26 protein-coding genes are annotated in these 23236 nt (G+C 72.2%); 19 read left to right on the top strand and 7 right to left on the bottom strand.

What is annotated here, in order from left to right:
- The 3 genes from QM641_RS03540 to QM641_RS03530 all read left to right on the top strand — a co-directional run.
- Nucleotides 1–263 (top strand): S1 RNA-binding domain-containing protein (locus tag QM641_RS03540; RefSeq protein WP_415113501.1); only part of this gene is annotated, 263 nt, incomplete at its 5' end.
- A 201-nt stretch (nt 264–464) separates the two neighbouring features.
- The gene (locus QM641_RS03535; RefSeq protein ID WP_415113499.1) at nt 465–1478 is read left to right on the top strand and encodes an aldo/keto reductase; all 1014 of its coding nucleotides are present in this window, start codon (nt 465–467) and stop codon (nt 1476–1478) included.
- A gap of 47 nt (nt 1479–1525) precedes the next feature.
- Nucleotides 1526–2125, top strand: a complete 600-nt coding sequence (locus QM641_RS03530; RefSeq protein WP_415113497.1) for a histidine phosphatase family protein — start codon at nt 1526–1528, stop codon at nt 2123–2125.
- A 178-nt stretch (nt 2126–2303) separates the two neighbouring features.
- Here QM641_RS03530 and QM641_RS03525 read toward each other — a convergent pair whose 3' ends face one another.
- On the bottom strand, nt 2304–2771 hold the full coding sequence (locus QM641_RS03525) for a GNAT family N-acetyltransferase (protein ID WP_415113495.1): 468 nt from the start codon (nt 2769–2771) through the stop codon (nt 2304–2306).
- A gap of 31 nt (nt 2772–2802) precedes the next feature.
- On the opposite strand from QM641_RS03525, the gene QM641_RS03520 reads away from it, so the two are divergent.
- The 3 genes from QM641_RS03520 to QM641_RS03510 all read left to right on the top strand — a co-directional run bounded on the left by QM641_RS03520 (nt 2803) and on the right by QM641_RS03510 (nt 5155).
- Nucleotides 2803–3564 carry a 4-hydroxy-tetrahydrodipicolinate reductase gene (locus tag QM641_RS03520; RefSeq protein ID WP_415113493.1) on the top strand — a complete coding sequence of 254 codons (762 nt, stop codon included), beginning with the start codon at nt 2803–2805 and terminating at the stop codon, nt 3562–3564.
- Entirely contained in the window at nt 3561–4007 is a 447-nt protein-coding gene (locus QM641_RS03515) for a hypothetical protein (protein WP_415113491.1), read from the top strand. Before QM641_RS03520 ends, QM641_RS03515 begins: the two co-directional genes overlap by 4 nt.
- 113 nt (nt 4008–4120) lie before the next feature.
- Nucleotides 4121–5155, top strand: a complete 1035-nt coding sequence (locus QM641_RS03510) for an alcohol dehydrogenase catalytic domain-containing protein (RefSeq protein WP_415113489.1) — start codon at nt 4121–4123, stop codon at nt 5153–5155.
- 40 nt (nt 5156–5195) lie between these two features.
- Here the strand turns inward: QM641_RS03510 and QM641_RS03505 are convergent, their stop codons facing one another.
- Together QM641_RS03505 and QM641_RS03500 are read right to left on the bottom strand one after the other, a co-directional pair.
- The gene (locus QM641_RS03505; RefSeq protein WP_415113487.1) at nt 5196–6110 is read right to left on the bottom strand and encodes a TIGR01777 family oxidoreductase; all 915 of its coding nucleotides are present in this window, start codon (nt 6108–6110) and stop codon (nt 5196–5198) included.
- The gene (locus QM641_RS03500) at nt 6103–6528 is read right to left on the bottom strand and encodes an OsmC family peroxiredoxin (protein ID WP_415113485.1); all 426 of its coding nucleotides are present in this window, start codon (nt 6526–6528) and stop codon (nt 6103–6105) included. The genes QM641_RS03505 and QM641_RS03500 overlap by 8 nt, the downstream gene beginning before the upstream one ends.
- 82 nt (nt 6529–6610) lie before the next feature.
- On the opposite strand from QM641_RS03500, the gene QM641_RS03495 reads away from it, so the two are divergent.
- On the top strand, nt 6611–7423 hold the full coding sequence (locus QM641_RS03495) for a thymidylate synthase (RefSeq protein WP_415113483.1): 813 nt from the start codon (nt 6611–6613) through the stop codon (nt 7421–7423).
- Entirely contained in the window at nt 7420–7920 is a 501-nt protein-coding gene (locus QM641_RS03490; protein ID WP_415113481.1) for a dihydrofolate reductase, read from the top strand. The genes QM641_RS03495 and QM641_RS03490 overlap by 4 nt, the downstream gene beginning before the upstream one ends.
- A gap of 7 nt (nt 7921–7927) precedes the next feature.
- On the opposite strand, the gene QM641_RS03485 is transcribed toward QM641_RS03490, so the two are convergent.
- The gene (locus tag QM641_RS03485) at nt 7928–8467 is read right to left on the bottom strand and encodes an NUDIX domain-containing protein (RefSeq protein WP_415113479.1); all 540 of its coding nucleotides are present in this window, start codon (nt 8465–8467) and stop codon (nt 7928–7930) included.
- 72 nt (nt 8468–8539) lie between these two features.
- Between QM641_RS03485 and dapA the strand changes: the two genes are divergently transcribed.
- Together dapA and QM641_RS03475 are read left to right on the top strand one after the other, a co-directional pair.
- Nucleotides 8540–9517, top strand: a complete 978-nt coding sequence (dapA, locus tag QM641_RS03480; protein ID WP_415113477.1) for a 4-hydroxy-tetrahydrodipicolinate synthase — start codon at nt 8540–8542, stop codon at nt 9515–9517.
- A 56-nt stretch (nt 9518–9573) separates the two neighbouring features.
- On the top strand, nt 9574–11250 hold the full coding sequence (locus QM641_RS03475) for a ribonuclease J (protein ID WP_415113475.1): 1677 nt from the start codon (nt 9574–9576) through the stop codon (nt 11248–11250).
- A gap of 281 nt (nt 11251–11531) precedes the next feature.
- Here QM641_RS03475 and QM641_RS03470 read toward each other — a convergent pair whose 3' ends face one another.
- Nucleotides 11532–12443, bottom strand: a complete 912-nt coding sequence (locus QM641_RS03470) for a pseudouridine-5'-phosphate glycosidase (RefSeq protein ID WP_415113473.1) — start codon at nt 12441–12443, stop codon at nt 11532–11534.
- 34 nt (nt 12444–12477) lie between these two features.
- Nucleotides 12478–13350: a carbohydrate kinase family protein gene (locus QM641_RS03465; RefSeq protein WP_415113471.1), complete on the bottom strand. Its 873-nt coding sequence runs from the start codon at nt 13348–13350 to the stop codon at nt 12478–12480.
- A 97-nt stretch (nt 13351–13447) separates the two neighbouring features.
- On the opposite strand from QM641_RS03465, the gene QM641_RS03460 reads away from it, so the two are divergent.
- The 8 genes from QM641_RS03460 to QM641_RS03425 all read left to right on the top strand — a co-directional run bounded on the left by QM641_RS03460 (nt 13448) and on the right by QM641_RS03425 (nt 20473).
- Entirely contained in the window at nt 13448–13942 is a 495-nt protein-coding gene (locus tag QM641_RS03460; protein ID WP_415113469.1) for a GNAT family N-acetyltransferase, read from the top strand.
- Between the two features lie 99 nt (nt 13943–14041).
- Nucleotides 14042–16678 (top strand): DNA translocase FtsK 4TM domain-containing protein, encoded by a 2637-nt coding sequence (locus tag QM641_RS03455; protein WP_415113467.1) that lies wholly within the window; start codon nt 14042–14044, stop codon nt 16676–16678.
- A gap of 21 nt (nt 16679–16699) precedes the next feature.
- On the top strand, nt 16700–17266 hold the full coding sequence (gene pgsA / locus QM641_RS03450) for a CDP-diacylglycerol--glycerol-3-phosphate 3-phosphatidyltransferase (RefSeq protein WP_415113465.1): 567 nt from the start codon (nt 16700–16702) through the stop codon (nt 17264–17266).
- Nucleotides 17263–17814, top strand: coding sequence for a CinA family protein (locus QM641_RS03445; RefSeq protein WP_415113463.1), 552 nt, complete (start codon nt 17263–17265; stop codon nt 17812–17814). The genes pgsA and QM641_RS03445 overlap by 4 nt, the downstream gene beginning before the upstream one ends.
- A gap of 143 nt (nt 17815–17957) precedes the next feature.
- Entirely contained in the window at nt 17958–18278 is a 321-nt protein-coding gene (locus QM641_RS03440) for a helix-turn-helix domain-containing protein (protein ID WP_415113461.1), read from the top strand.
- Between the two features lie 6 nt (nt 18279–18284).
- A complete protein-coding gene (locus tag QM641_RS03435) occupies nt 18285–18506 on the top strand; it encodes a DUF3046 domain-containing protein (protein WP_415113459.1) in 222 nt (73 codons plus the stop codon).
- A gap of 243 nt (nt 18507–18749) precedes the next feature.
- The gene (gene recA / locus QM641_RS03430; RefSeq protein WP_415113457.1) at nt 18750–19796 is read left to right on the top strand and encodes a recombinase RecA; all 1047 of its coding nucleotides are present in this window, start codon (nt 18750–18752) and stop codon (nt 19794–19796) included.
- A 2-nt stretch (nt 19797–19798) separates the two neighbouring features.
- On the top strand, nt 19799–20473 hold the full coding sequence (locus tag QM641_RS03425; protein WP_415113455.1) for a regulatory protein RecX: 675 nt from the start codon (nt 19799–19801) through the stop codon (nt 20471–20473).
- On the opposite strand, the gene QM641_RS03420 is transcribed toward QM641_RS03425, so the two are convergent.
- Nucleotides 20474–21442, bottom strand: coding sequence for an NADP-dependent oxidoreductase (locus QM641_RS03420; RefSeq protein ID WP_415113453.1), 969 nt, complete (start codon nt 21440–21442; stop codon nt 20474–20476). It abuts the gene before it with no gap.
- Nucleotides 21443–21569: 127 nt separating this feature from the next.
- Here QM641_RS03420 and miaB point away from each other — a divergent pair, with 127 nt between their 5' ends.
- The gene (gene miaB, locus QM641_RS03415; protein WP_415113451.1) at nt 21570–23156 is read left to right on the top strand and encodes a tRNA (N6-isopentenyl adenosine(37)-C2)-methylthiotransferase MiaB; all 1587 of its coding nucleotides are present in this window, start codon (nt 21570–21572) and stop codon (nt 23154–23156) included.
- Nucleotides 23157–23236: the final 80 nt, after the last annotated feature.

Below are 23236 nucleotides of genomic sequence, written 5' to 3'. Positions count from 1 at the left end.
ACCCCACCAACCCGGAGGTCGGCGAGCAGTTCCTCGGCACGGTCGTGAAGATCGCCACGTTCGGCGCGTTCATCTCGCTGCTTCCCGGCAAGGACGGCCTGCTGCACGTCAGCGAGGTGCGCAAGCTCGCCGGCGGCAAGCGCGTGGAGAACGTCGACGACGTGCTGGGCGTCGGGCAGAAGCTGCTCGTGCGCATCACGAAGATCGATGACCGCGGCAAGCTCTCGCTCGAGCCCGTGCTCGAAGAGGCTGGCGAGGCCTGAGCCCCGCCTTCGCACCGACGGATGCCCGCTCCCGGATGCCGGGGCGGGCATCCGCCGTTCCGTGACCAAACCGTTATCCAATGGTTACCGGCCTGCCGTGGCGATGCGCTCCACGGGGATGAGCCTGTCCTAACCTCGAGGTACACGTCCGCAGACGCGGACATCACGGACTCCGACCCCGAGAGACGTGAGGGGTGGCACATGGACTTGCTCGGCGCGGGCACGCCGGCGACGCATGTCGGTGCGATCCACCCGTCCGCGCCGATCCCGGTGCAGGGACCGCCGCTGGGCGACGCGGTCCGCTACGCGCTCGGCGAGACCGGGCTGCGCATCTTCCCGCTGATCCTCGGCGCCGCCGAGTTCGGCTGGCACGTCGACGCCGACACGTCGCACAAGGTGCTCGACGCCTACCGCGCGCTGGGCGGCAACGCGGTGCACACCTCCGACGGCTACGCGAGCGGGCGCAGTGAACACATCGTCGGCCAGTGGGCGCACTCGCGCGGCATCCGCGACGAGGTCGTGCTCGGTGTGCGGATCGGCAACCACCCCGACAACCCGGGCCTCGGTCCGGTCAACCTCGTGCGGGCCGTGGAGGCCTCGCTCACGCGGCTGCGCACCGACCGCATCGACGTGCTCTACCTCGACGCCACCACCGACTCGAAGACGGCGCTGGAGGACGTGCTCGCGACCTCGGAGTGGCTCGTCGAGACCGGCAAGGTGCGGGCGCTCGGCGGGTACGGGTTCACAGCGCCCCAGCTCGTCGAGGCGCGTATCCTCGCGTCGGCGGGCTACCCGCGCCTGACCGTGCTCGACGTGCCGTACAACGTGCTCAGCCGCGGCGCGTTCGACGGCGACACGCGCTTGGTCGCCAGTGCCCAGGGCATTGCGGTGACGCCGTCCCGCGCGCTCGCGCACGGCTATCTCGCCGGACGGCACCGCTCGCGCTCCGCGGTCGGGGCCTCGGTGCGCGGCATCCAGCTCGCCGCGAACATGAACCGGCGCGGCACGCGGACCCTCCGCGCTCTCGATGCGGTGGGCGCGGAGCTCGGCGTCTCCACGGCCGCCGTCGCGATCGCGTGGCTGCTGGCCCAGCGCGCGGTCACCGCCCCGATCGTGAACGCCTTCACCGTCGCGCACGTGGAGGAGGTCGTCCCCGGCGTGGGGGTGCGGCTCAGCCGTGCACAGCTGGCCGAGATCGCACGCGCCGCGGACTGAGTCGAGATCATCGTGACGGTTCGGACACCCGGACGGAGCGGACGGGCGTGACGCACTTCCTGTATCTCGTGCGGCACGGCGAGCACCTCGACGCCGAGCACGGGCTCGTCGACGGGCCGCTGTCGCCGCGCGGGCGACGGCAGGCCGCGCTCCTGGCGGATCGCCTCTCCGGACTGCCACTGCACTCCGTGTGGCACTCGCCGCTGGAGCGGGCCGTCGAGACCGCCCGCGCGGTGGCCGAGCGGCTGCCATCGGTGAGCCCGCAGGCGACGCCCCTGCTGTTCGACTGCGTGCCCACCGGCATGACCGCGGACACGCCGAGCATCTACGAGGCCTTCTTCGGGGCGTACACCGCGGCGGAGGTCGAGGCCGGCGCGGCGCAGATGGCGGATGCCGTCGCCGAGTTCCTTGTGCGAAAGCCCAACACCCACGAGCTGCTCATCACGCACAACTTCGTCATCGCGTGGTTCGTGCGCGAGGTGCTCGGCGCCGCGCCGTGGCGGTGGCTGACCCTCAACCAGGCCCACTGCGGGCTCACCGTGCTCGCGCAGCGCCCCGGCCGGCCGTGGGCGCTGCTGACCCACAACGACCTCGCACACCTGCCGATGGAGCTGCGCACCGGCCTGCCCGTCCAGCCCCCGGTGTGACCCGCGGTTCTCACCTGCGCTGCTTCACGCCGCCCGAGCTTTCCCCTCACCCTGCGCGAGCTCGCCCTCACCCTGCGCGAAACCTCCCGTTTGCAACGTTTTCGGCGTGAAAACGTTGCAAACGGGAGGTTTCGCGGTGCGGGGGCGACGGAGCCGGTGTGGCGCGGCGGCGGAGCGGTCAGCGCAGCGGCTTGCCGTACCAGCGGGTCGCGTTGGGGTTGTCGTTGTAGGGCTCGATCGCGGTGAAACCGGCGCGGGCGTAGAGGCGGCCGGCCGCCTCCAGCGTGTGGTGGGTGTCGAGCACCAGCTCGGCCGCGCCCCATTCCCGGGCGTGCTCCTCCAGACCCTCCAGCAGCAGCCTTCCCCCGCCGCGGCCGCGCGCGGCGGGGCGCAGGTAGAGGTGCTTGACCTCGTAGCGGCGCCCGTGCGGTCCGTCCGCCACGCGTCGGATGCCGCCGCATCCGACGCGCTCGCCCTCCTCCTCGACCACGACGAACACTCCGGCGGGCGGCTCGAAGGCGGCCGGTTCGGGGAAGGTCGTCGTGTACGCGCCGCCGGGGAACGACCGCGCGCGCAGCGCGAAGTACTCGGCGAGCAGCTCGTGCGCGCCGGGCTCGTCGACGGCGACCGCGCGCAGGCTCATCATGACCTCGACAGTAGCCCGTAGGCTGGGAGGCGTGACGACACGTGTGGCCATCGTCGGGGGCACCGGCAAGCTGGGCAGCATCATCCGCGACGTGGTCGACGAGACCGAGGGGTTCGAGGTCTCGGCGGTCCTCGGCTCCGCGAGCGATCTGGCCGAGATCGCCGGCGCCGACCTCGTGGTCGACGCCTCCACGCCCGCCGTGTCGGTGGACGTCGTCCGCGCGGCCGTGGAGCGCGGCGTCAACGTGCTCGTGGGCACCTCCGGCTGGTCGATGGAGCGCATCGCGCTCGTGCGTCCGCTGGTGGATGCCGCCGGCAGCGGCGCCGTGTTCATCCCGAACTTCTCGCTGGGCTCGGTGCTCGCCACGGCCCTCGCGGCCGCGGCGGCCCCGTTCTTCCCGTCGATCGAGATCGTCGAGGCGCACCGCGAGACCAAGGTGGACTCGCCCAGCGGCACCGCCGCGCGCACCGCCGAGCTCATCGCCGCGGCCCGGAGCGAGGCCGGCCCGGTCTCCTCGCCGCACGTGGACCAGCGCGCCCGCGGCCAGCAGGTGGCGAGCGTGCCCATCCACTCGCTGCGCCGGCCCGGGGTGATCGCCCGCCAGGACACGATCCTCTCCGGCCCGGGGGAGTCGCTCACCCTCACCCACGACACGGTCGACCCCGCCCGCGCGTACCGTCCCGGCATCCGCGTCGCGCTGCTCGCCGCGCGTGAGACCCGTGGCGTCGTCGTGGGGCTGGACAGCCTCATCGACCTCGGGCTCGGGGCGTCCGCTTCGTCCGCGGACGCATGAAGGCCCGCATCGCCGTCGGCCTCATCGCGATCCTGCTGGTCGTCTACCTCGTGCTGGTCGGCCAGCGCGCGTGGCTCATGCTCGGGTCGCGCGATGCCGTGGGCATGGCGATGGGCGCCGCGCTGATCGTGCTGCCGGTGCTGGCGGCGTGGTCGCTGTGGCGGGAGCTCATGTTCGGCATCCGCTCGACCGCGCTCGTGCGGCGGCTCGAGCGCGAGGGCCGGCTCCCCGCCGAGGCGGTCTCGCTCACCCCCAGCGGGCGACCGCGGCGCGACGAGGTCGACGCGCTCTTCCCGGCCTACCGCGCGGCGGTGGAGGCCGCGCCGGAGGACTGGCGCGCGTGGCTGCGACTCGGGCTCGTCTACGACGGCGCGGGGGATCGCCGTCGGGCGCGCGCGGCGGTGCGCCGGGCGATCGCCCTGGATCTCGCGGCGCGGCGGTGATCGCGCTCTGGTCCGCGAGGGATGCCGACGGCTAGGCTGAGCGCGTCAATCACGTGCGACGGTGCGCGCAACACCGACGGCTCCGTCCGCGTCATCACGAGCGGGGAGCGCCCATGCGTACGGTCACCTATGTCAGCAACAACACCGTCGAGATCGTCGACAAGCCGATCCCCGAGATCGAGCCCGACGAGGTGCTCGTCAAGATCGCCGGCGCGGGCCTGTGCCACTCCGACCTGCACCTGATCGCGATGGGCGACGACAACCCGCTCATCGGCGGCACGCTCGGTCACGAGGGCGCCGGCTACGTGCACGAGGTCGGCTCGGCGGTCACGACCTGGAAGGTGGGCGACCCGGTGCTCGTGGCGCTCGTGCTCAGCTGCGGCGAATGCCGCGAGTGCCTCGCCGGCCGCGACAGCCAGTGCCTGGTCGCGAGCCCGCGCGGCGCCCTCGCCCCGGCCGCTCCCGGCATCGGCACGCCCGGCAACATGGCCGAGTACATCGCGGTCAAGTCGCACCACCTCGACCCGCTCGACGGGCTCGACCCCGTCGACGCCGCGCCGCTGGCCGACGCGGCACTGACCCCCATGCACGCGATCAACACGGTGCGCGACCGCCTCACCGGCGATGCCACGGTCGTGGTCATCGGCATCGGCGGTCTCGGGCACATGGGCCTGCAGATCATCGCGGCGACCTCGGGGTCGCGCATCATCGCGGTCGACACCGACCCGGCCAAGCTGGCGTACGCGGAGTCGCACGGCGCCATCGCGGTGCCCAGCGGCCCGGATGCCGCCGCGCGCATCCTGGAGGAGACCGACGGCCGCGGCGCCGATGTCGTGATCGACTTCGTGGGCGTGCAGCCGACCGTCGACCTCTCCGTCGCCGTCATCGCCCAGGGAGGGGCGATCCGCTTCGTCGGCCTCGGCGGCGGCGGCTTCGAGTACGTCGCCGGCATCGTCGAGATGCCGTGGGGCGTCAACATCGAGCGTCCCTACGGGGGCAACCGCTCCGACCAGCGCGAGGCGCTCGCCCTCGCCAAGGCCGGCAAGATCCACGTCGACGTCACGCACTACCCGCTCGACGACGCCAAGCGCGCGTTCGAGGACCTGCACCACGGCAGCATCCAGGGTCGCATCGTCCTGGTCCCCTGACCGCGCCGCATCCGGGGCCGGCCTTCGAGCCGGTCCCGGATCAGGCACGGGGGAGGGCGGCGGCCACGGCATCCTCCACCGTGCGGTGCGCGAACGTGAAGCCGGATGCCTCCAGCACCGCCGGCACGACGTGCATGTCGCTGGTCAGGAGCGCGTCGGTCGCGTCGCGACCGAGGACGAGCCGCATCGCCCAGGCCGGGGCACGCAGCAGAAACGGACGGTTCAGGCGCTGCGCGAGCGCGAAGCCGAGGTCGTTGGCGACGGCCCGGGTGGGGCCGGCGAGGTTGACCGGGCCCTCCAGCCCGGCGTCGATCGTGTGCCGGATCGCGCGGACCGCGTCGTCGAGGCCGATCCAGGGCCAGGACTGCGTGCCGCGTCCGATCGGGCCGGAAAGGCCCAGCCGCGTGAGCAGCACGAGGGGGCCGAGCACTCCGCCCGGATGGGTCACCGGTGCGGTGCGCAGGTGCACCACGCGCGTCGCCGGGCCGGCACTGCGTGCGGCGGCCTCCCACCGCGCGCACAGGTCGGCGAGGAACGAGTCGCCGCGCGGCGACCGCTCGGTGAGCGCCCCGCCGGAGCGAGCCGGGTAGAAGCCCACCGCCGACGCGCCGACCAGCACCGGCACGCCGGCGCGGCGCACCGCGGTCGCGAGCGCGTGCGTGGGCGTCAGCCGCGACCTCAGCAGTTCACGCTTGTACGCGGACGTCCACGGGAACCGGCCGAGCGTCGCGCCGTTGAGGCACACCGCGGCCGCCGCGCCCTCGACAACCGCGGGGTCGAGCGGCTCGACGCCCGGTGCCCACGCGACCTCGCGCACGAGCGGAGTCGGCGCGGCCGGCGCACCGCGCACGAGCCGGGTGACCGGCACGCCGTCCGCGGTGAGCGCGTCGACGAGCGCACGCCCGAGGAGCCCGGACGCGCCGGCCACGACGACGCGCGCCGGGGCGTCAGGCAAGCGTGGCCTCGAGGGTGATCTCGATCCCGGCGAGGGCTGCCGAGACCGGGCAGCCGACCTTCGCCTCCTCGGCGATGCGCGCGAAGTCGTCGGCCGACAGGCCCGGCACGACGGCGTTGACGTTCAGGTGCGAGCCGGTGATGCCGGTGCCGGGGATGAACGTGACCGAGGCGGTCGTCTCCACGCTCTCCGGCGGCGTGCCGTTGCCGGCCAGGGCGTGCGAGAGCGCCATGCTGTAGCACGACGAGTGCGCTGCGGCGATGAGCTCCTCGGGGGTCGTCACGGACGTCGACCCCTCGCTGCGCGCCTTCCAGTTCACCGCGAACGGGCCCTGGTTGGAGCTTTCCAGCGCGACCTCCCCCGAGCCCTCGATCAGGCTTCCGCTCCACGTGGTGCTGGCTTCGCTCGTGACGCTCATGATGTCTCCTCCTCGGCGAGTGCGGGGGCGGCTGCCCTCGTGTCGAGCCTAGACCGGCACGGCTCGCGCGATCGTGGGTATCGTGGCATCCGTGACGATCCCGACGCCCTACGAAGACCTCCTGCGCGACGTGCTGGCCCATGGCACGCGCAAGGCCGACCGCACCGGCACCGGGACGACCAGCGTGTTCGGTCGGCAGCTGCGCTACGACCTGTCGCAGGGGTTTCCGCTGATCACCACCAAGCGCGTGCACCTGAAGTCGATCGTGTACGAGCTGCTGTGGTTCCTGCGCGGTGAGTCCAACGTCGGCTGGCTGCGGGAGCACGGCGTGACCATCTGGGACGAGTGGGCGGATGCCGACGGCGACCTCGGCCCCGTCTACGGCGTGCAGTGGCGCTCGTGGCCGACGCCCTCCGGTGCGCACATCGACCAGATCTCCCAGGTCGTGGAGCAGATCCGCACCGATCCCGACTCGCGGCGACTGATCGTGTCGGCCTGGAACCCCGCCGACATCCCCGACATGGCCCTCGCCCCCTGCCACGCGCTGTTCCAGTTCTACGTCGCCGACGGACGCCTGTCGTGCCAGCTGTACCAGCGCAGCGCCGACCTGTTCCTCGGCGTCCCCTTCAACATCGCCTCGTACGCGCTCCTGACCGTCATGGTGGCCCAGCAGACCGGGCTGGAGCCGGGCGAGTTCGTCTGGACCGGCGGCGACTGCCACATCTACGACAACCACCTCGAGCAGGTGCGCGAGCAGCTGAGCCGCGACCCGTACCCGTACCCGACGCTGCGGTTCGCGCGGCATCCGGAGTCGATCTTCGACTACCGCTACGAGGACGTCGTCGTCGAGGGCTACCGGCACCACCCCGCGATCCGCGCCGCGGTCGCGGTATGACGCGGATCGGCCTCGTCTGGGCGCAGGCGCACGGCGGCGTCATCGGCGCTGCCGGCGGCATGCCGTGGCACGTGCCCGAGGATCTGGCGCACTTCCGCGCCCTCACGACGGGCGCCCCGGTCGTCATGGGCCGGCGCACGTGGGAGTCGTTCCCCGACCGGTTCCGGCCGCTCCCGGGCCGGCGCAACCTCGTCGTGACGCGCGACGAGGCGTGGGCGGCGCCGGGGGCGGAGCGGGCGGCATCGCTCGATGATGCGTTCGCTCTCGCAGCGCAGGCCCGTCCCGACACGATCTGGGTGATCGGCGGGGGACAGCTGTACCGCGCGGCGATCGAGCAGGCCGACGTCCTGGAGGTGACCGAGCTCGACCTCGACGTGGACGGCGACACGACGGCGCCCGGCACCGACGGGTGGCGCGTGGTGGCGTCGGATCCGGATGCCGGGTGGCACCTCTCGCGCACCGGCATCCGCTATCGCTTCCTGCGCTACGAGCGCTGAGGGCCCCTCAGCGGAACCGGTCGAGGTGGATCCCCGCGTAGGCGAGCGCGGCGATCGTCTCGCCGTCGGTGATGCGGCCGTCGGCGACCATCGCGACGGCCTCGGCGAAGGGCACCCACACCACCTCCGTGATCCCCTCTTCGAGCCGGTCGCGTGCGCCGTCCTGGGTGCGCAGCAGCCCGCGGGCGAGGTAGACGTGCTCGGGCGCGACGGCGATGCCGTTGAGCGCGTTCATCGTGCCCAGGAGCGTCCACTCCGACGCCGTGAACCCGGTCTCCTCGCGCAGCTCCCGCTTGGCGGCCACCAGCGGCTCCTCGCCGTCGGTGCCGCCGGCCGGCACCTCGAACCCGCTGCCGACGGTGTAGCGCTCCAGCCGGATCAGGCACACCCGCGCCCGTGCGTCCAGCGCGACCACGAACACCGCGGGGTGGCGCACCGTCACCACGCCGTAGATGCCGTCGCCGGCGGGCCCGGTGACCTCGTCCTCGCGCACCGTGATCCAGCGGTTCGCGTACACGGTCCGGGTGCTTCGGGTCTGCCAGGCCATGGTGCGAGCGTACCCGCGACCGCGCGCGGGTCCGAGGTCGGATCGGGAGACGGAACCGATACTCTTGAAGCCATGACGCACACCGGCAACCCCTTCGGCCAGGTCCTCGTCGCGCTCGTCACCCCGATGACGGCCGACGGCGAAGTCGATTGGGCCGCCACCGAGAAGCACATCGACGACGTCGTCAGCGCCGGCGCCGACGGCATCGTGGTCACCGGCACGACGGGCGAGACCTCCACCCTCACCGACCCGGAGAAGCTGCGGCTCGTCGAGGTCGGCAAGGCCGTCGCGGGAGACCGCGCCAAGATCATCACCGGCGGCGGCTCGAACGAGACCGCCCACGCGATCGAGCTCTACAAGGCCAGCGAGAAGGCCGGCGCGGACGGCATCATGATCGTCACGCCGTACTACAACAAGCCGACGCAGGCGGGCATCCTCACTCACTTCCGGCTCGTCGCGGATGCCACCGACCTCCCCGTCATCCTCTACGACATCCCGGGCCGCACCGGCGTGCCGATCAGGTACGAGACGATCCTGCGCATCGCCAAGCACCCCAACGTCCTGGCGATCAAAGACGCCAAGGGCGACTTCAGCGAGGTCAGCCGCGTGCTCAACCAGACCGACCTCATGTACTTCTCCGGCGACGACGCCAACGTGCTGCCGCACCTCTCGATCGGCGCGACGGGCCTGATCGGCGTCACCGCGAACATCACCGCGCGGCCCTACCGGGTGATCGTGGATGCCGTCAACCGCGGCGACCTGGCCACCGCCACCGCCGCCCACCAGCGCCTGGAGCCGCTCGTGCGCGCCGTCATGACCCACATCCCGGGCACCGTGTCGGCGAAGTACATCCTGCACGGTCTCGGCCGCATCTCCAGCCCCCGCGTGCGCCTTCCCCTGGTCGGCCCGGAGGAGGCGGAGGCCGCCGTGATCGAGGAGGAGCTGGCCCTGGTCACCGGCGTCGAGGGCGCCGACTTCTCCAACTTCCGCCCCGACCGCAACGCGGCCGCGGGCGGTGCGCTGCCGAAGATCCACGGCACGACCCGCTGACCGCTCGACCGCGTCAACTCGACGACGGGATGCCGCGGCATCCCGAGGAGGCTCCGATGCCCACCACCGTGTACGATCCCCCCGCTCTCGAACCCGGCACGCTTCGGGTGATTCCGTTGGGCGGCCTCGGCGAGATCGGTCGCAACATGACCGTCTTCGAGTACGAGGGCAAGCTCCTCATCGTCGACTGCGGTGTGCTGTTCCCGGAGGAGCACCAGCCGGGGGTCGACCTGATCCTGCCCGACTTCGAGCCGATCAAGGACCGGCTCGACGACGTGGTGGGGCTCGTGCTCACCCACGGGCACGAGGACCACATCGGCGCCGTGCCCTACCTCCTCAAGCGCGGCGGCGACATCCCGCTGATCGGGTCGGGGCTGACGCTCGCCCTGGTCGAGGCGAAGCTCAAGGAGCACCGCATCCGTCCCTACACGCTCACCGTCGCCGAGGGGCAGCGCGAGCAGGTCGGGCCGTTCGACCTGGAGTTCGTCGCGGTCAACCACTCGATCCCCGACGCGCTCGCCGTGGCGGTGCGCACCCCGGCCGGTCTCGTGCTGGCCACCGGCGACTTCAAGATGGATCAGCTGCCGCTGGACGGCCGTATCACCGACCTGCGCGCGTTCGCGCGGCTCGGCGAGGAGGGCGTCGATCTGTTCCTGGTCGATTCCACCAACGCCGACGTGCCGGGCTTCACGCCCCTGGAGCGGGCGATCGGACCGGTGCTCGACCAGGTGATCGCCAAGGCCCCGCGGCGCGTGATCGTGGCGAGCTTCTCCAGTCACATCCACCGCGTGCAGCAGGTGCTCGACGCCGCGCACGCGCACGGGCGGCGGCTCGCCTTCCTCGGTCGCAGCATGGTGCGCAACATGGGCATCGCCGAGGACCTCGGCTACCTGCACGTGCCCGAGGGCGTGCTCATCGACTACCGGAAGGCGCGCGAGCTGCCGGACGACCGCATCGTCTACATGTCCACCGGCTCGCAGGGCGAGCCCATGGCGGTGCTCTCGCGCATGGCGAACCTCGACCACGCGATCGAGCCGGGTCCGGGGGACACCGTGATCCTGGCATCCAGTCTCATCCCGGGCAACGAGAACGCCGTCTACCGCGTGATCGACGGGCTCACCAAGCTCGGCGCGAACGTCGTGCACAAGGGCAACGCGAAGGTGCACGTCTCGGGTCACGCAGCGGCGGGCGAGCTCCTGTACTGCTACAACATCCTCAAGCCCCGCAACGTGCTCCCGGTGCACGGCGAGTACCGGCACCTGATCGCCAACGCGCGGCTGGCCCAGGACACCGGCATCCCCACCGAGCGCACGATCATCGGCGAGAACGGCACCGTCATCGACCTGAAGGACGGCGTCGCGCGAGTCGTGGGCCAGCTCGATCTGGGGTTCGTCTACGTGGACGGGTCGACGGTGGGCGAGATCACGGATGCCGACCTCAAGGACCGGCGGATCCTCGGCGAGGAGGGCTTCATCTCGGTGATCGTCGTGGTCGACGCGGCCACCGGCCGGATCATCACGGGGCCCGAGATCCACGCGCGCGGCTTCGCGGAGGACGACGCGGTCTTCGAGAGCGTGAAGCCGAAGATCGCCGCGGCCCTCACCGAGGCGGCCCAGTCGGGCGTGCGCGACTCGCGCGCGCTGTCGCAGGTGGTGCGCCGTACGATCGGCCGCTGGGTCAACCAGTCGCTGCGCCGGCGCCCGATGATCGTGCCCCTCGTGATCGAGGCGTAGCCCGTCCGGCGCGTTGTCTCTCGCGCGCGCGAGTCACTGCTCCCGCTCGCGAGTCACTGCCCAGGTTGTCTCAGGCGCGCCCTCGAGTCACTGCCTTCGCACGCGAGTCACTGCCCTAGCTTCGAGTCACTGCGCTGGAGGGCAGTGATTCGCGAGTAGGGCAGTGACTCGCGGGGGAGGGGCGGGCTCGGACAGGGCGAGCCCGGGGCGGACGGGCGGGCGGGGCGGACGGGCAGGGCGAGCCACGGGCGGACGGACGGGCAGGGGGGATGCCGGGCGGGTCAGCGCGCGGCGAGGGCCTTGGCGATCTCGGCGCCGAGGGCCACGTTGTTGCGGTAGACGTGCACATTGACCTCGAGGCTCTCGCCGCCGGTGGCGCGCTGGATCCAGTCCAGCAGGAACGGCGTCAGGTCGTGCCCGGCGATCCCCTCGGCCGCGGCGGCCGCGTGTGCGGCCGACAGCACGGCGTCGAGCCTCTCCGGCGGGAGCTGGTGCTCCACCGGCACGGGGTTGGCCACCAGCACCGTCGAGGTCAGCCCCAGCGCGTCGCGCCCCGCGGCGATGCGCGCGATCTCGGCCGCGTCGGCGGCGGAGTACTCGATGTCGAAGCCCGAGTCGGCGATGTAGAAGCCCGGATAGTCCGTGGTCCGGTAGCCCACGACCGGGATGTTCAGCGTCTCCAGGCGCTCCAGGGTCAACCCGATGTCGAGGATCGATTTCACGCCGGCGCTGACGACCACCAGCGGCAGCGCCGCCAGCGCGCCGAGGTCGGCGGACTCGTCGAAGGTCTCGGACGCGCCCTGGTGCACGCCGCCGAGGCCCCCGGTGGAGAACACCCTGATCCCGGCCGCGTGCGCGGCGAAGGCGGTCGCGGCCACCGTCGTGCCGGCGCTCAGGCCCTTGGCCATAGCGACCGGCAGGTCGCGGATCGACGCCTTGACCACGTCGTCGTCGTTCGAGAGCCGCTCGATCTGCGCCCGGCTCAGTCCGACCACGACCTCGCCCGCCACGACACCGATCGTCGCGGGCGTCACGCCGGAGGCCCGCAGCTCGTCCTCGGACTCCAGTGCCACGCGCAGATTGCGCGGCCGGGGCAGGCCGTGGGTGAAGATCGTGGACTCGAGGGCGAGCACCGGAGCGCCGGCGGCGACGGCATCCTGCACCTCCGGGGAGACTGTGATCGCTGCGCTCATGGGGTGACCTGTTCTTTCTCTGGGGCGGTGGTGTTCAGCCGACGACGGGGATGGATGCCGTGGCGCCCGGCGAGCGCAGCACCGACGCGGCGAGGGCGTGCCCGCCCTCGCACGCCGCCCGCAGGTCGCGGTCGGCGAGGAAGGAGGTCAGAAAGCCCGCCGCGAAGGCGTCGCCGGCACCGGTCGAGTCGCGGATGCGCTCCACCGGCGGCACCGGGACCGTCAGCTCCGGCATCCCGTGGCGGAGGACCCGGGTGGGGTCCGGTCCGTTCTTGATCACGAAGGCGGTCTCGCGGCAGCGCCGCAGCACCCGCACGTCGAGCCCCAGCGCGTCGGCCTCGTCGCGGTTGGCGATCACGAAGGCGGGAGCGGTCTCGGCCACCTCGTCGAGGAAGCGGTCGACGCCCAGCCGCTCCAGCACATCGGTCGACGAGGCGTCGATCGACACCGGGGCGCGTCGCGCCCGCATCGCGCGCACGAGCTCGTCGACGCTCTGGCGCACCGGCGACCCGTCCAGCGCATACGCGGTCACGTGCAGCAGCTCCACGTCGTCGAGCCACGAATCCGGCACGTGCTCCAGGCGCGTGGCGGCGGCGCGGTCGGGGAGCATCGTGCGCTCGCCGTCGGAGTCGATGAGGATCACGATCGCGCCGGTCGTACCGTGGTGCTGCGCGCGCACGTCCACCCCCTCGGCGCGCAGCTGCTCGACCAGCCACCGACCGGCCGCGTCGTCGCCCACGCATCCGATGAACCGGCTCGGATGCCGGCGCGCGGCGAAGGCCGCCACGTTGGCCGCCGACCCGCCGCGGACGCGGAAGATGCGGGCGGGGTTGTCGGTGCCGCGGCGCAGCGGCCCGTCCGACCAGACCACGATGTCCTCGATGAGGTCGCCGACGACGGCAAGCATGGGCGCTCCTGTTCCGCGGCATCCCGGTCCGAAGCTCCACCCTACCCAGCCGAGGCCCCGTCATCGGGGCGTAACACGGCCCGCGTACACTCGCGCCATGCCCGTCTCCTACCGGATCCGCGCTGCGGTCGCCTCCGACGGCGCCTTCCTCGCGGACATGGCCGTGGAGGCGGCGAACTGGCGCCCGCAGGCGCCGCGCCCGAGGCCCCAGGTGCTCGCGGCGACGGAGCACGGCCGGTACGTCGCCGGCTGGATGCGGCCCGGCGACGCCGGGTTCGTGGCCGAGGACGATGCCGGAACCCCCATCGGCGCGGCGTGGTACCGGGTGTTCCCGCGCACCGACCCGGGGTTCGGCTACGTCGGTACGGCCGTGCCCGAGCTCATCATCGGAGTGCGCCCGATCTGGCGCGCTCACGGCGTCGGCCGCGCGCTCGTGCAGCGCATCTGCGCGCACGCGCGCGAGGCGGGGCACGCGCGCCTCAGCCTCAGCGTCGAGCGGGGCAACTTCGCCGCGAACCTCTATCGCGACGAGGGTTTCGCGCTCGTGCAGGCCGAGGGCGGGCGCGACACCATGGTCAAGCGGCTGCGCTGACCGGCGGAGGCGTTCGTCGCACCCGTCGGCGGCCCCGGCGTGTGTGACGAACGCGCGTCGATCCGGCCAGAACCGGCGGCCTGCGCCTACCGTTGAATGATGGCACGGAGCACCAGCACGCCCACGAACGCCCGCGGGGCCACCAAGGGCTCGACCTCGCGCGCCCGCACACCCGCGCCGGCGCCCAAGCGCTACGTCGGCGAGCCCGAGAAGCCGCCGGTGATCGTGCGCGCCTGGATGGGCCTGGCCCATGCCACCGGCGGCATGTTCCGCGCGTTCGGGCCTGAGGCGCTGGAGAAGGAGCAGCGTCGCGACGGCTTCCCGTTCCTGCTCGTGCTGTTCGCGATCGCCGGCGCGGTCGTGGAGTGGTTCCTCATCGGCACCGAGCTCGGCACGCTCATCAGCGCCTACACGGTCGGCGCGCTCATCGGCCGCGAGGCGTTCGTCCTCCCGGTGCTCCTCCTGATCCTCGCCGGATGGCTGTTCCGGCATCCGCCCTCGGTGCACGACAACGGGCGGCTCGGCATCGGCCTGGCCCTGTTCCTCGTCTCGATCGCCGGCATCTGCCACGTCGCCGTTGCCCGTCCGCAGCCGCGCGAGGGACTGCCCGCGCTGAGCGAGGCGGGGGGCCTGTTCGGCTGGATGGTCGGCGAGCCGCTCGCGATGCTCCTCACCGGCGCCGGCGCGAACGTCGTGCTGGGGCTCGTCGTGCTCCTGAGCGTGCTCATCATCACCAAGACCCCGCCGAACCGCATCGGACGGCGTCTGGGCGACCTGTACGCGTGGATGTTCGGGGCGGAGCGCCCGGTACGGGCCGACGAGACGCCGACCGTCGCGTTCTCGAAGGACGAGAAGGCGGATGCCGCCGACACCGACTCGCTGCCCTGGTGGCGGCGCAACAGGACCGGGCGCGAGGAGGAGCCGGACACCGGCCTCGGCTCCGAGGACCTCACCGCCGTGCTGCAGCCCAACGCGGCCGGCGGATTCGACCAGGCGGTCGCCGCCGCGGCATCCGACGCGCCGACCGAGATCATCGACCCGGCACTCCTGGCCGGTGTGCGCAAGGCAGGCCGCAAGGCCGACGTCGGCATCCGCGAGGACGCCGAGGAGGTCGTCGACGACGGCGTGCTGCCCGGCCTGTCCGGACTCGGCAGCGACCACGACGGCCGGCCCCCGCAGACGCCCTACCGGCTGCCGTCGGTGTCGGCCCTGGCCTCGGGCACGCCGCACAAGGCGCGCTCCGAGGCCAACGACCGCGTCGTGCAGGCCATCACCGGGGTGCTGGAGCAGTTCTCCGTCGACGCGCGGGTGACCGGCTTCTCGCGTGGGCCGACGGTCACGCAGTACGAGATCTCGCTCGGCCCGGGCGTCAAGGTCGAGCGCATCACGGCGCTGACCAACAACATCGCCTACGCGGTGGCCTCGAACGAGGTGCGCATCCTCGCCCCGATCCCCGGCAAGAGCGCGATCGGCGTGGAGATCCCCAACACCGACCGCGAGATCGTGACCCTCGGCGACGTGCTGCGCTCGCCGGCGGCCACCTCGTCGGTGCACCCCATGACGATCGGCGTCGGCAAGGACGTCGGCGGCGGCTACGTCGTGGCGAACCTCGCCAAGATGCCGCACCTGCTCGTGGCCGGCTCCACAGGGTCGGGCAAGTCGAGCTTCGTCAACTCGATGATCACGAGCCTGCTGATGCGCGCCAAGCCCAGCGAGGTGCGCATGGTGCTCATCGACCCCAAGCGCGTCGAGCTGACCAGCTATGCGGGCGTGCCGCACCTGATCACCCCCATCATCACGAACCCGAAGAAGGCGGCTGAGGCGCTGCAGTGGGTCGTGAAGGAGATGGACATGCGGTACGACGACCTCGCGTCGTTCGGGTTCCGCCACATCGACGACTTCAACCGCGCCGTCGTGGCGGGGGAGATCCAGCTGCCGGCCGGCAGCGAGCGCGTGCTCAAGCCCTACCCGTACCTGCTCGTGGTGGTCGACGAGCTCGCCGACCTCATGATGGTCGCCCCCCGCGACGTCGAGGACTCGATCGTCCGCATCACGCAGCTGGCCCGGGCCAGCGGCATCCATCTGGTGCTGGCCACCCAGCGCCCGTCGGTCGACGTCGTCACCGGCCTCATCAAGGCCAACGTGCCCTCGCGCCTCGCCTTCGCGGTGACCAGTGTGACCGACTCGCGCGTCATCCTCGACCAGCCTGGCGCCGACCGGCTGATCGGCCAGGGCGACGGGCTGTTCCTGCCGATGGGCGCCTCCAAGGCCATCCGCGTGCAGGGCGCGTGGGTCGCCGAGAGCGAGATCGAGAAGGTCGTCGCGCACGTCACGAAGCAGGCCCAGCCGCAGTACCGCGCCGACGTGGCCGCGGTGGTGGAGCGCAAGGAGATCGACGCCGACATCGGCGACGACCTCGAGCTGCTGCTGGCGGCGGCCGAGCAGATCGTCTCCACGCAGTTCGGGTCGACCTCGATGCTGCAGCGCAAGCTCCGTGTGGGCTTCGCCAAGGCCGGCCGGCTCATGGACCTGCTGGAGTCGCGCGAGATCGTCGGGCCGTCGGAGGGCTCGAAGGCCCGCGACGTGCTCGTCACTCCCGACCAGCTGCCGGCGGTGCTGGCCCGGCTCCGCGGCGAGGAGCCGCCGGACGCCGTGTCGGCGCAGTTCGAGGGCCACGAGGTCGTCGACGGCGACGAGGGCTCCGAGGATGCCTGGGGCCTGACCGGTCGTGAGTGACCGTCGGAGAGGAGCGCGACGGTGACGGTTCCTCGGCAGCTGCCCAACGCGATCACGATCGTGCGCATCCTGTGCGCCCCCGTGTTCCTGTGGATGCTGCTGGCCGACGGCGGCGCGGACGGGGCGCTGCGCTGGTGGGCGGCGGTGCTGTTCGTCGTGGCGATCGCCACCGACGGCATCGACGGATACCTCGCCCGCAAACACCACATCGTCACCGATCTCGGCAAGCTCCTCGACCCGATCGCCGACAAGGTGCTCACCGGCTTCGCCTTCGTGGGGCTGTCGATCCTCGACGAGCTGCCCTGGTGGGTCACGATCGTCGTGCTCGTGCGCGAGGTCGGGATCACGGTGCATCGCCTGATCGTCGCGAGCGACCACGTCGTCGCCGCGGCCTGGATGGGAAAGCTCAAGACCCTCGCGCAGGGCGTGGCGCTCTCGCTCGCGCTGCTGCCGCTGTGGACAGTCGCGGGGGAGTGGATCCACACCGTCAACACCGTGACCATGGCGATCGCGGTGGTGCTCACGATCGCGAGCGGCATCGACTACCTGGTCACAGCCCTGCGCGCACGCACCGGAGGCAAGGCATGAACGAGTACCCCGGCGACGACCTCGGCGGGCTCCCCGACGACCTCGAGTCCACGATCGTCTCGACGCGGTGCGTCCCCGACGCGGAACGGCTCGTCGCCCGGCTGGGCGAGCTCGGCTGGTCGATCGCGATCGCCGAGTCGCTCACCGGCGGACTCGTCGCGGCCGCCCTGGTGGCCGTCCCCGGGGCGTCGGAGGTCGTGCGCGGCGGCGTGGTCGCGTACGCGACCGACGTGAAGGAGAGCGTGCTGGGTGTGGATGCCGCGCTGCTCGACGCCCACGGGGCGGTGCATCCCCGCGTGGCGCGGCAGATGGCGGACGGCGCGCGCCGCGTGCTCGGGCACGAGGGCAGGCCGGCCCAGGTCGGGGTCGCCACGACCGGCATCGCCGGGCCCGACTCGCCGGACGGACAGCCTGTGGGCACCGTGCACATCGCCGTGTCCACGCCGCTCGGATCGAGGGCCGAGTCGTTGCTGCTCGGCGGCGATCGCGAGGCCATCCGCACGGCGACCGTCGCCCGCGCGCTGCGGCTCGTGCTCGACGCGCTGTGACGGGAATAGCCCGCGTTACCCCTCGGTTACGTCTCAGCGACAACCCGCCGTTCGCCCGGACGGAGGAGCTAGGCTGGCACCGAAGGTGCTGTACTGTAGTCCACCCGGACAGATGGTGACGGGCGAAAGGGAGGAGGTCCGACATGATCCTGGTACGTGAGGAGATCGGCGACGTGCTGCGCGACCTCCGCCTGCAGAAGGGCCACACCCTGCGTCAGGTGGCTGGACGCGCCAGCGTCGCCCTCGGCTACCTCAGCGAGGTCGAGCGGGGCCAGAAGGAGGCCTCCAGCGAGATCCTCGCGGCCGTCGCCGATGCGCTCGACGTGCCGATCTCGACGATCATGCGCGAAGTGGGCGACCGGATCTCGGTGCTCGAGGGTCTGCAGGTCTTCCCCGACGTGGTGCCGGACGACCTCGCCGGACTCGACGACGACTTCGTCCTGCCCGAGCCCTCGCTGCACTGACGCGGCATGCGGCGCAGCGAGTTCGATCGCGCCGTGGCGGCCGAGTTCGGTCCGCGCGCGGCCGCCCTGCTGAGCGACCTGGTGCTCGACGACGTCGGGCGGCGCACAGCGTCGGAAGCGCTCGCCGCCGGCGTTCCCCCGCGCGAGGTGTGGCTGGCGCTGTGCGCCGCGACCGACGTGCCCGACGAGCGTCGGCACGGTGCGGGCCGGATCGAACCGCGTTCCTGAGCCGATCGGTCGTTCGCGGCGTGTCGTCGAAGATCCGTTCGATGCGAGTCGTAGGCTCCTCCACAAGCGGTGCCCTGGAGAATCTGTCCACGGATGCGCGAGAGCGACCGGCCGATGTCGGAGGCCCTCCGTAGCGTGGACGACGTCATCAGACACCACACGCCTTGTCGCAGCATCCATCCGATCCCCGGGGGGAGCGCGACAGCCTACAGGCGGCGGAACACGAGCAAGAAGGAGCACGTCATGCCCTCACCCGCTGATCGCGAGAAGGCCCTCGAGTCGGCCCTCGCCCAGATCGACCGGCAGTTCGGGAAAGGCTCGGTCATGCGACTGGGCAGCGACGAGCGCGCCCCGGTCGAGGTCATCCCCACCGGTTCGATCGCCCTCGACGTCGCCCTCGGCGTGGGCGGGCTGCCGCGGGGACGGATCGTCGAGATCTACGGACCGGAGTCCTCCGGGAAGACGACCCTCACGCTGCACGCGATCGCCAACGTTCAGCGCGCGGGCGGCATCGCCGCCTTCATCGATGCCGAGCACGCGCTCGACCCCGACTACGCGCAGAAGCTCGGCGTCGACATCGACTCCCTGCTGGTGTCGCAGCCCGACACGGGGGAGCAGGCGCTGGAGATCGCCGATATGCTCATCCGCTCCGGCGCGATCAACCTCGTGGTCATCGACTCGGTCGCGGCCCTCGTGCCCAAGGCCGAGATCGAGGGCGAGATGGGCGACTCGCACGTGGGCCTGCAGGCGCGTCTCATGTCGCAGGCGCTGCGCAAGCTCACCGGCGGGCTCAACCAGACCAAGACGACCGCCATCTTCATCAACCAGCTGCGCGAGAAGATCGGCGTGTTCTTCGGGTCGCCCGAGACGACCGCGGGCGGAAAGGCGCTGAAGTTCTATGCGTCGGTGCGACTCGACATCCGCCGCATCGAGACCCTGAAGGACGGGACGGATGCCGTGGGCAACCGCACGCGCGTCAAGGTCGTGAAGAACAAGATGGCACCGCCGTTCAAGCAGGCCGAATTCGACATCCTGTACGGCGTGGGCATCTCCCGCGAGGGCAGCCTCATCGACTTCGGCGTGGAGCACGGCATCGTCACGAAGTCCGGCTCCTGGTACACGTACGACGGCGAGCAGCTCGGGCAGGGCAAGGAGAACGCCCGCAACTTCCTCATCAAGAACGAGGACGTCGCCGCCGGCATCGAGTCGAAGATCAAAGCCAAGCTCGGCCTCGGCCCGCGGGTCGAGGAGTCGGTGAGCGACGAGCTGGCCGCGCGCCGGCCGGCCTGATCGTGGTCGCGGAGCACGGGGGCCGGTCCCACCGGCTGGCCCCCGTCATCCCCCTGTTCGACGACCGCTCGGGTGCGGTGCCCGGGGCGACGGCGCCCGAGCCCGCGTGGCGCTCCACGTGGGACGGGGAGGACGACTACGACGATTTCTTCGAGGACGGCGGCTACGAGGACGACGGCTACGACGCGTGCGGCGCGATCGAGCGCGAGCTCGCTGAGACCGCCCTGCTCAAGCGCCTGCGCACCCGGCAGCTCTCGATCGCCGAGGCTCGCGCCGTGGTGGCCGAGCGCGACCTGTCTTCCGGCGACGTCGAGGGAGTGCTGGATGCGTTCGGCCGGCGCGGCTACCTCGACGATGCCCGGCTCGCCGAGCAGCTCATCCACACGGCGACCGACCGCCGCGGTCAGGGGCGCCGTGCGATCGCGCAGACGCTGCTCAGGCGCGGCATCCCGCGCGAGGTCGCCGATGCCGCGCTTGCCGCTCTCCCCGACGACGACGCCGAGCGGGCCCTCGAGTTCGCGCGGGGCAAGGCGCGCAGCATGGCGAACCTCGATCGCCAGACGGCCGAGCGGCGCCTGGTGGGGCAGCTCGCCCGCCGCGGCTACGGCTCCGTCGCGCTGTCGGTCGCCCGGCAGGCGCTCGATGAGCAGGCGGGAGGACGCGTGCGGTTCGAGTGATCACTCGACCGTGAGCACGAGCTTCCCGGTCGTGCGGCCGGTCTCGCCGGCCCGGTGGGCGTCGGCGGCGCGCGCGAGCGGGAATGTCTGGGCGACGATCGCGCGCAGCGACTCTGTCTCGACGAGGTCGGCGATCGCCTGCATGCCCGCGTGATCGGCCTCGACGAGCATGAGCCTGGTGTCGACCTCTCGCGCAGCCGCCTGCGCGGCGAGCCCCTCGGCGGCGCGCGGGATCAGCGACACGAGGGTCCCGCCGGGGCGGAGCGTGCGCAGGGAACGCAGCTGGTAGTCGCCGCCGATCGTGTCCAGCACGACGTCGACACCGTGCACGGCCTCGGCGAAGTCCGCGCTCCGGTAGTCGATCAGCTCGTCTGCCCCGAGCCCGCGGACAAGCTCGTGCTTCTGTGCGCTCGCGGTGCCGATGACGTAGGCCCCGCGCGCGCGGGCGAGCTGCACCGCGAGGTGACCGACCCCGCCGGCGGCGGCGTGGATGAGCACCCGGTCGCCGGGGCCGACGTGAGCGGTGTCGACGAGCGCCTGCCACGCCGTGAGCGCGGCCAGCGGCAGAGCTCCGGCCTGCACATGGTCGATCGCCGCAGGCTTGCGCACGAAAGCCCGCGCCGGACCCACGGCGAACTCCGCGTGGGCACCGACGCCGTGCGGGTAGGGCAGCATCCCGAACACCTCGTCGCCGGGCCGGAACAGCGTCACGCCCCGCCCGACGCGCTCCACGACGCCGGAGACGTCCCAGCCCAGCACGAACGGCGGTCGGCCCAGGAACCCGGGCCCGGCCCGGTGCTTCCAGTCCGTCGGGTTGACCCCGGCCGCCCGCACGCGCACGAGCAGCTGGCCGACCCCGGGAAGCGGTCGCGGCACGACGACCTCGTGCAGCACCTCGGGGCCGCCGTACTCCTCCTGCCGGATGGCGCGCATCGTCGGCCCGCCGGTGCCGCCCTGCTCATCGCTCACACGTCCATCGTTCCCGGCTCGCGCCGTGCGGGGCAAGTGCGGCGCGTGGCTCTCATGGGACCTCCCGGCGACTCCCTCTCACGGTAGCGGGAGCGCGTCCAGGCGCGCCTCGTAGAATGGCGGCATCATGTCGAGCCCTTCCGCCGCGCCGACCGTCATCGCCCCCTCGTCCGCCGCAGTGACGGCCGACGGCCGCGCGCGCACGTACGAGGTGCGCACCTTCGGCTGCCAGATGAACGTGCACGACTCCGAGCGGCTGTCGGGATCGCTGGAGAGTGCCGGCTACATCCGCGCCGATGCCGGTGCCGAGGCCGACGTCGTCGTCATCAACACGTGCGCGGTGCGCGACAACGCCGCGGGCAAGCTGTACGGCACGCTCGGGCACCTGAAGTCCCGCAAGGATCAGCACGAGGGCATGCAGATCGCCGTGGGCGGATGCCTCGCCCAGATGGACAAGGACGCCGTGCAGCGGAAGGCCCCCTGGGTCGACGTCGTCTTCGGCACGCACAACATGGGGTCGCTGCCGTCGCTGCTGGAGCGCGCGCGCCACAACGGCGAGGCCGAGCTGGAGATCCTCGAATCCCTCGAGGTGTTCCCCTCGACCCTCCCCACCAAGCGCGACGCGGTCCACAGCGGCTGGGTGTCGATCTCGGTCGGCTGCAACAACACGTGCACGTTCTGCATCGTGCCCTCGCTGCGCGGCAAGGAGAAGGACCGCCGACCCGGCGACATCCTCAGCGAGATCCGGCTGCTCGTCGACGACGGCGCCATCGAGGTGACCCTGCTCGGCCAGAACGTGAACAGCTACGGCGTGGAGTTCGGCGACCGCCAGGCGTTCGCGAAGCTGCTGCGCGCGGCGGGGGAGATCGAGGGCCTCGAGCGCATCCGGTTCACCTCGCCCCACCCGGCGGCGTTCACCGACGACGTCATCGACGCGATGGCCGAGACGCCCGCCGTCATGCCGCAGCTGCACATGCCGCTGCAGTCCGGGTCGGACCGCGTCCTGCGCGCGATGCGGCGGTCGTACCGCAGTGAGAGGTTCCTCGGCATCCTGGATCGCGTGCGTGCGAAGATCCCGCACGCGGCGATCTCGACCGACATCATCGTGGGCTTCCCGGGTGAGACCGACGCCGACTTCGAGGACACTCTGCGCGTGGTCGAGCAGGCGCGGTTCGCGAGCGCGTTCACCTTCCAGTACTCGATCCGGGCGGGGACCCCCGCCGCGACCATGCCCGACCAGGTGCCCAAAGCCGTCGTGCAGGAGCGCTACGAGCGCCTCGTGGCGCTGCAGGAGCGCATCTCGCTGGAGGAGAACCAGCGCCAGCTCGGCCGGTCGCTTCAGGTGCTGGTGTCCACCGGCGAGGGCAAGAAGGATGCGGCGACCCACCGGCTGACCGGCCGCGCGGAGGACAACCGGCTCGTGCACTTCGAGGTGGGCCCGGACGTGCCGCGTCCCGGCGACGTGGTGTCGGTGGTCGTGACGCACGTGGCCCCGTTCCACCTGCTGGCCGACGCGCCCACGCGCATCCGCCGCACCCGTGCCGGCGACGCGTGGGATCGCGCGCAGGGCGCTTCGTGCGGCATCCCGTCCTCGCCGGGCGCGCCGGGCGCCTCGCGTGCTCCGGGCGCCCCTGGCGCCTCGGGCGCCCCGGGCGCTCCGGGTTCCCCGCGCCCGGTGTCCCTGGGCCTCCCCACGCTCCGCCTCGGTCGTTGACCAGACCTCGCCCCGCCCGCCCCTCCCGCATGATAGCGACACCTTCCTGCTTCGGCCCACAGGAATATGTGGCGCCAAAG

This window comes from Microbacterium sp. (genome assembly GCF_047605725.1).
Lineage (GTDB): Bacteria > Actinomycetota > Actinomycetes > Actinomycetales > Microbacteriaceae > Microbacterium.
Note: the sequence above shows the minus strand (reverse complement) of the source record. Positions and strands in the feature narration are given on the sequence as shown.

What these genes read in the sequence shown, in the direction of transcription:
- QM641_RS03535 (WP_415113499.1), top strand. Translation starts at nt 465, where the DNA reads ATGGACTTGCTCGGCGCGGGCACGCCGGCGACGCATGTCGGTGCGATC.
- QM641_RS03525 (WP_415113495.1), bottom strand. Translation starts at nt 2,771, where the DNA reads ATGATGAGCCTGCGCGCGGTCGCCGTCGACGAGCCCGGCGCGCACGAG.
- QM641_RS03515 (WP_415113491.1), top strand. Translation starts at nt 3,561, where the DNA reads ATGAAGGCCCGCATCGCCGTCGGCCTCATCGCGATCCTGCTGGTCGTC.
- QM641_RS03510 (WP_415113489.1), top strand. Translation starts at nt 4,121, where the DNA reads ATGCGTACGGTCACCTATGTCAGCAACAACACCGTCGAGATCGTCGAC.
- QM641_RS03500 (WP_415113485.1), bottom strand. Translation starts at nt 6,528, where the DNA reads ATGAGCGTCACGAGCGAAGCCAGCACCACGTGGAGCGGAAGCCTGATC.
- QM641_RS03490 (WP_415113481.1), top strand. Translation starts at nt 7,420, where the DNA reads ATGACGCGGATCGGCCTCGTCTGGGCGCAGGCGCACGGCGGCGTCATC.
- QM641_RS03485 (WP_415113479.1), bottom strand. Translation starts at nt 8,467, where the DNA reads ATGGCCTGGCAGACCCGAAGCACCCGGACCGTGTACGCGAACCGCTGG.
- dapA (WP_415113477.1), top strand. Translation starts at nt 8,540, where the DNA reads ATGACGCACACCGGCAACCCCTTCGGCCAGGTCCTCGTCGCGCTCGTC.
- QM641_RS03475 (WP_415113475.1), top strand. Translation starts at nt 9,574, where the DNA reads ATGCCCACCACCGTGTACGATCCCCCCGCTCTCGAACCCGGCACGCTT.
- QM641_RS03470 (WP_415113473.1), bottom strand. Translation starts at nt 12,443, where the DNA reads ATGAGCGCAGCGATCACAGTCTCCCCGGAGGTGCAGGATGCCGTCGCC.
- QM641_RS03465 (WP_415113471.1), bottom strand. Translation starts at nt 13,350, where the DNA reads ATGCTTGCCGTCGTCGGCGACCTCATCGAGGACATCGTGGTCTGGTCG.
- QM641_RS03460 (WP_415113469.1), top strand. Translation starts at nt 13,448, where the DNA reads ATGCCCGTCTCCTACCGGATCCGCGCTGCGGTCGCCTCCGACGGCGCC.
- QM641_RS03455 (WP_415113467.1), top strand. Translation starts at nt 14,042, where the DNA reads ATGGCACGGAGCACCAGCACGCCCACGAACGCCCGCGGGGCCACCAAG.
- QM641_RS03445 (WP_415113463.1), top strand. Translation starts at nt 17,263, where the DNA reads ATGAACGAGTACCCCGGCGACGACCTCGGCGGGCTCCCCGACGACCTC.
- QM641_RS03440 (WP_415113461.1), top strand. Translation starts at nt 17,958, where the DNA reads ATGATCCTGGTACGTGAGGAGATCGGCGACGTGCTGCGCGACCTCCGC.
- QM641_RS03435 (WP_415113459.1), top strand. Translation starts at nt 18,285, where the DNA reads ATGCGGCGCAGCGAGTTCGATCGCGCCGTGGCGGCCGAGTTCGGTCCG.
- recA (WP_415113457.1), top strand. Translation starts at nt 18,750, where the DNA reads ATGCCCTCACCCGCTGATCGCGAGAAGGCCCTCGAGTCGGCCCTCGCC.
- miaB (WP_415113451.1), top strand. Translation starts at nt 21,570, where the DNA reads ATGTCGAGCCCTTCCGCCGCGCCGACCGTCATCGCCCCCTCGTCCGCC.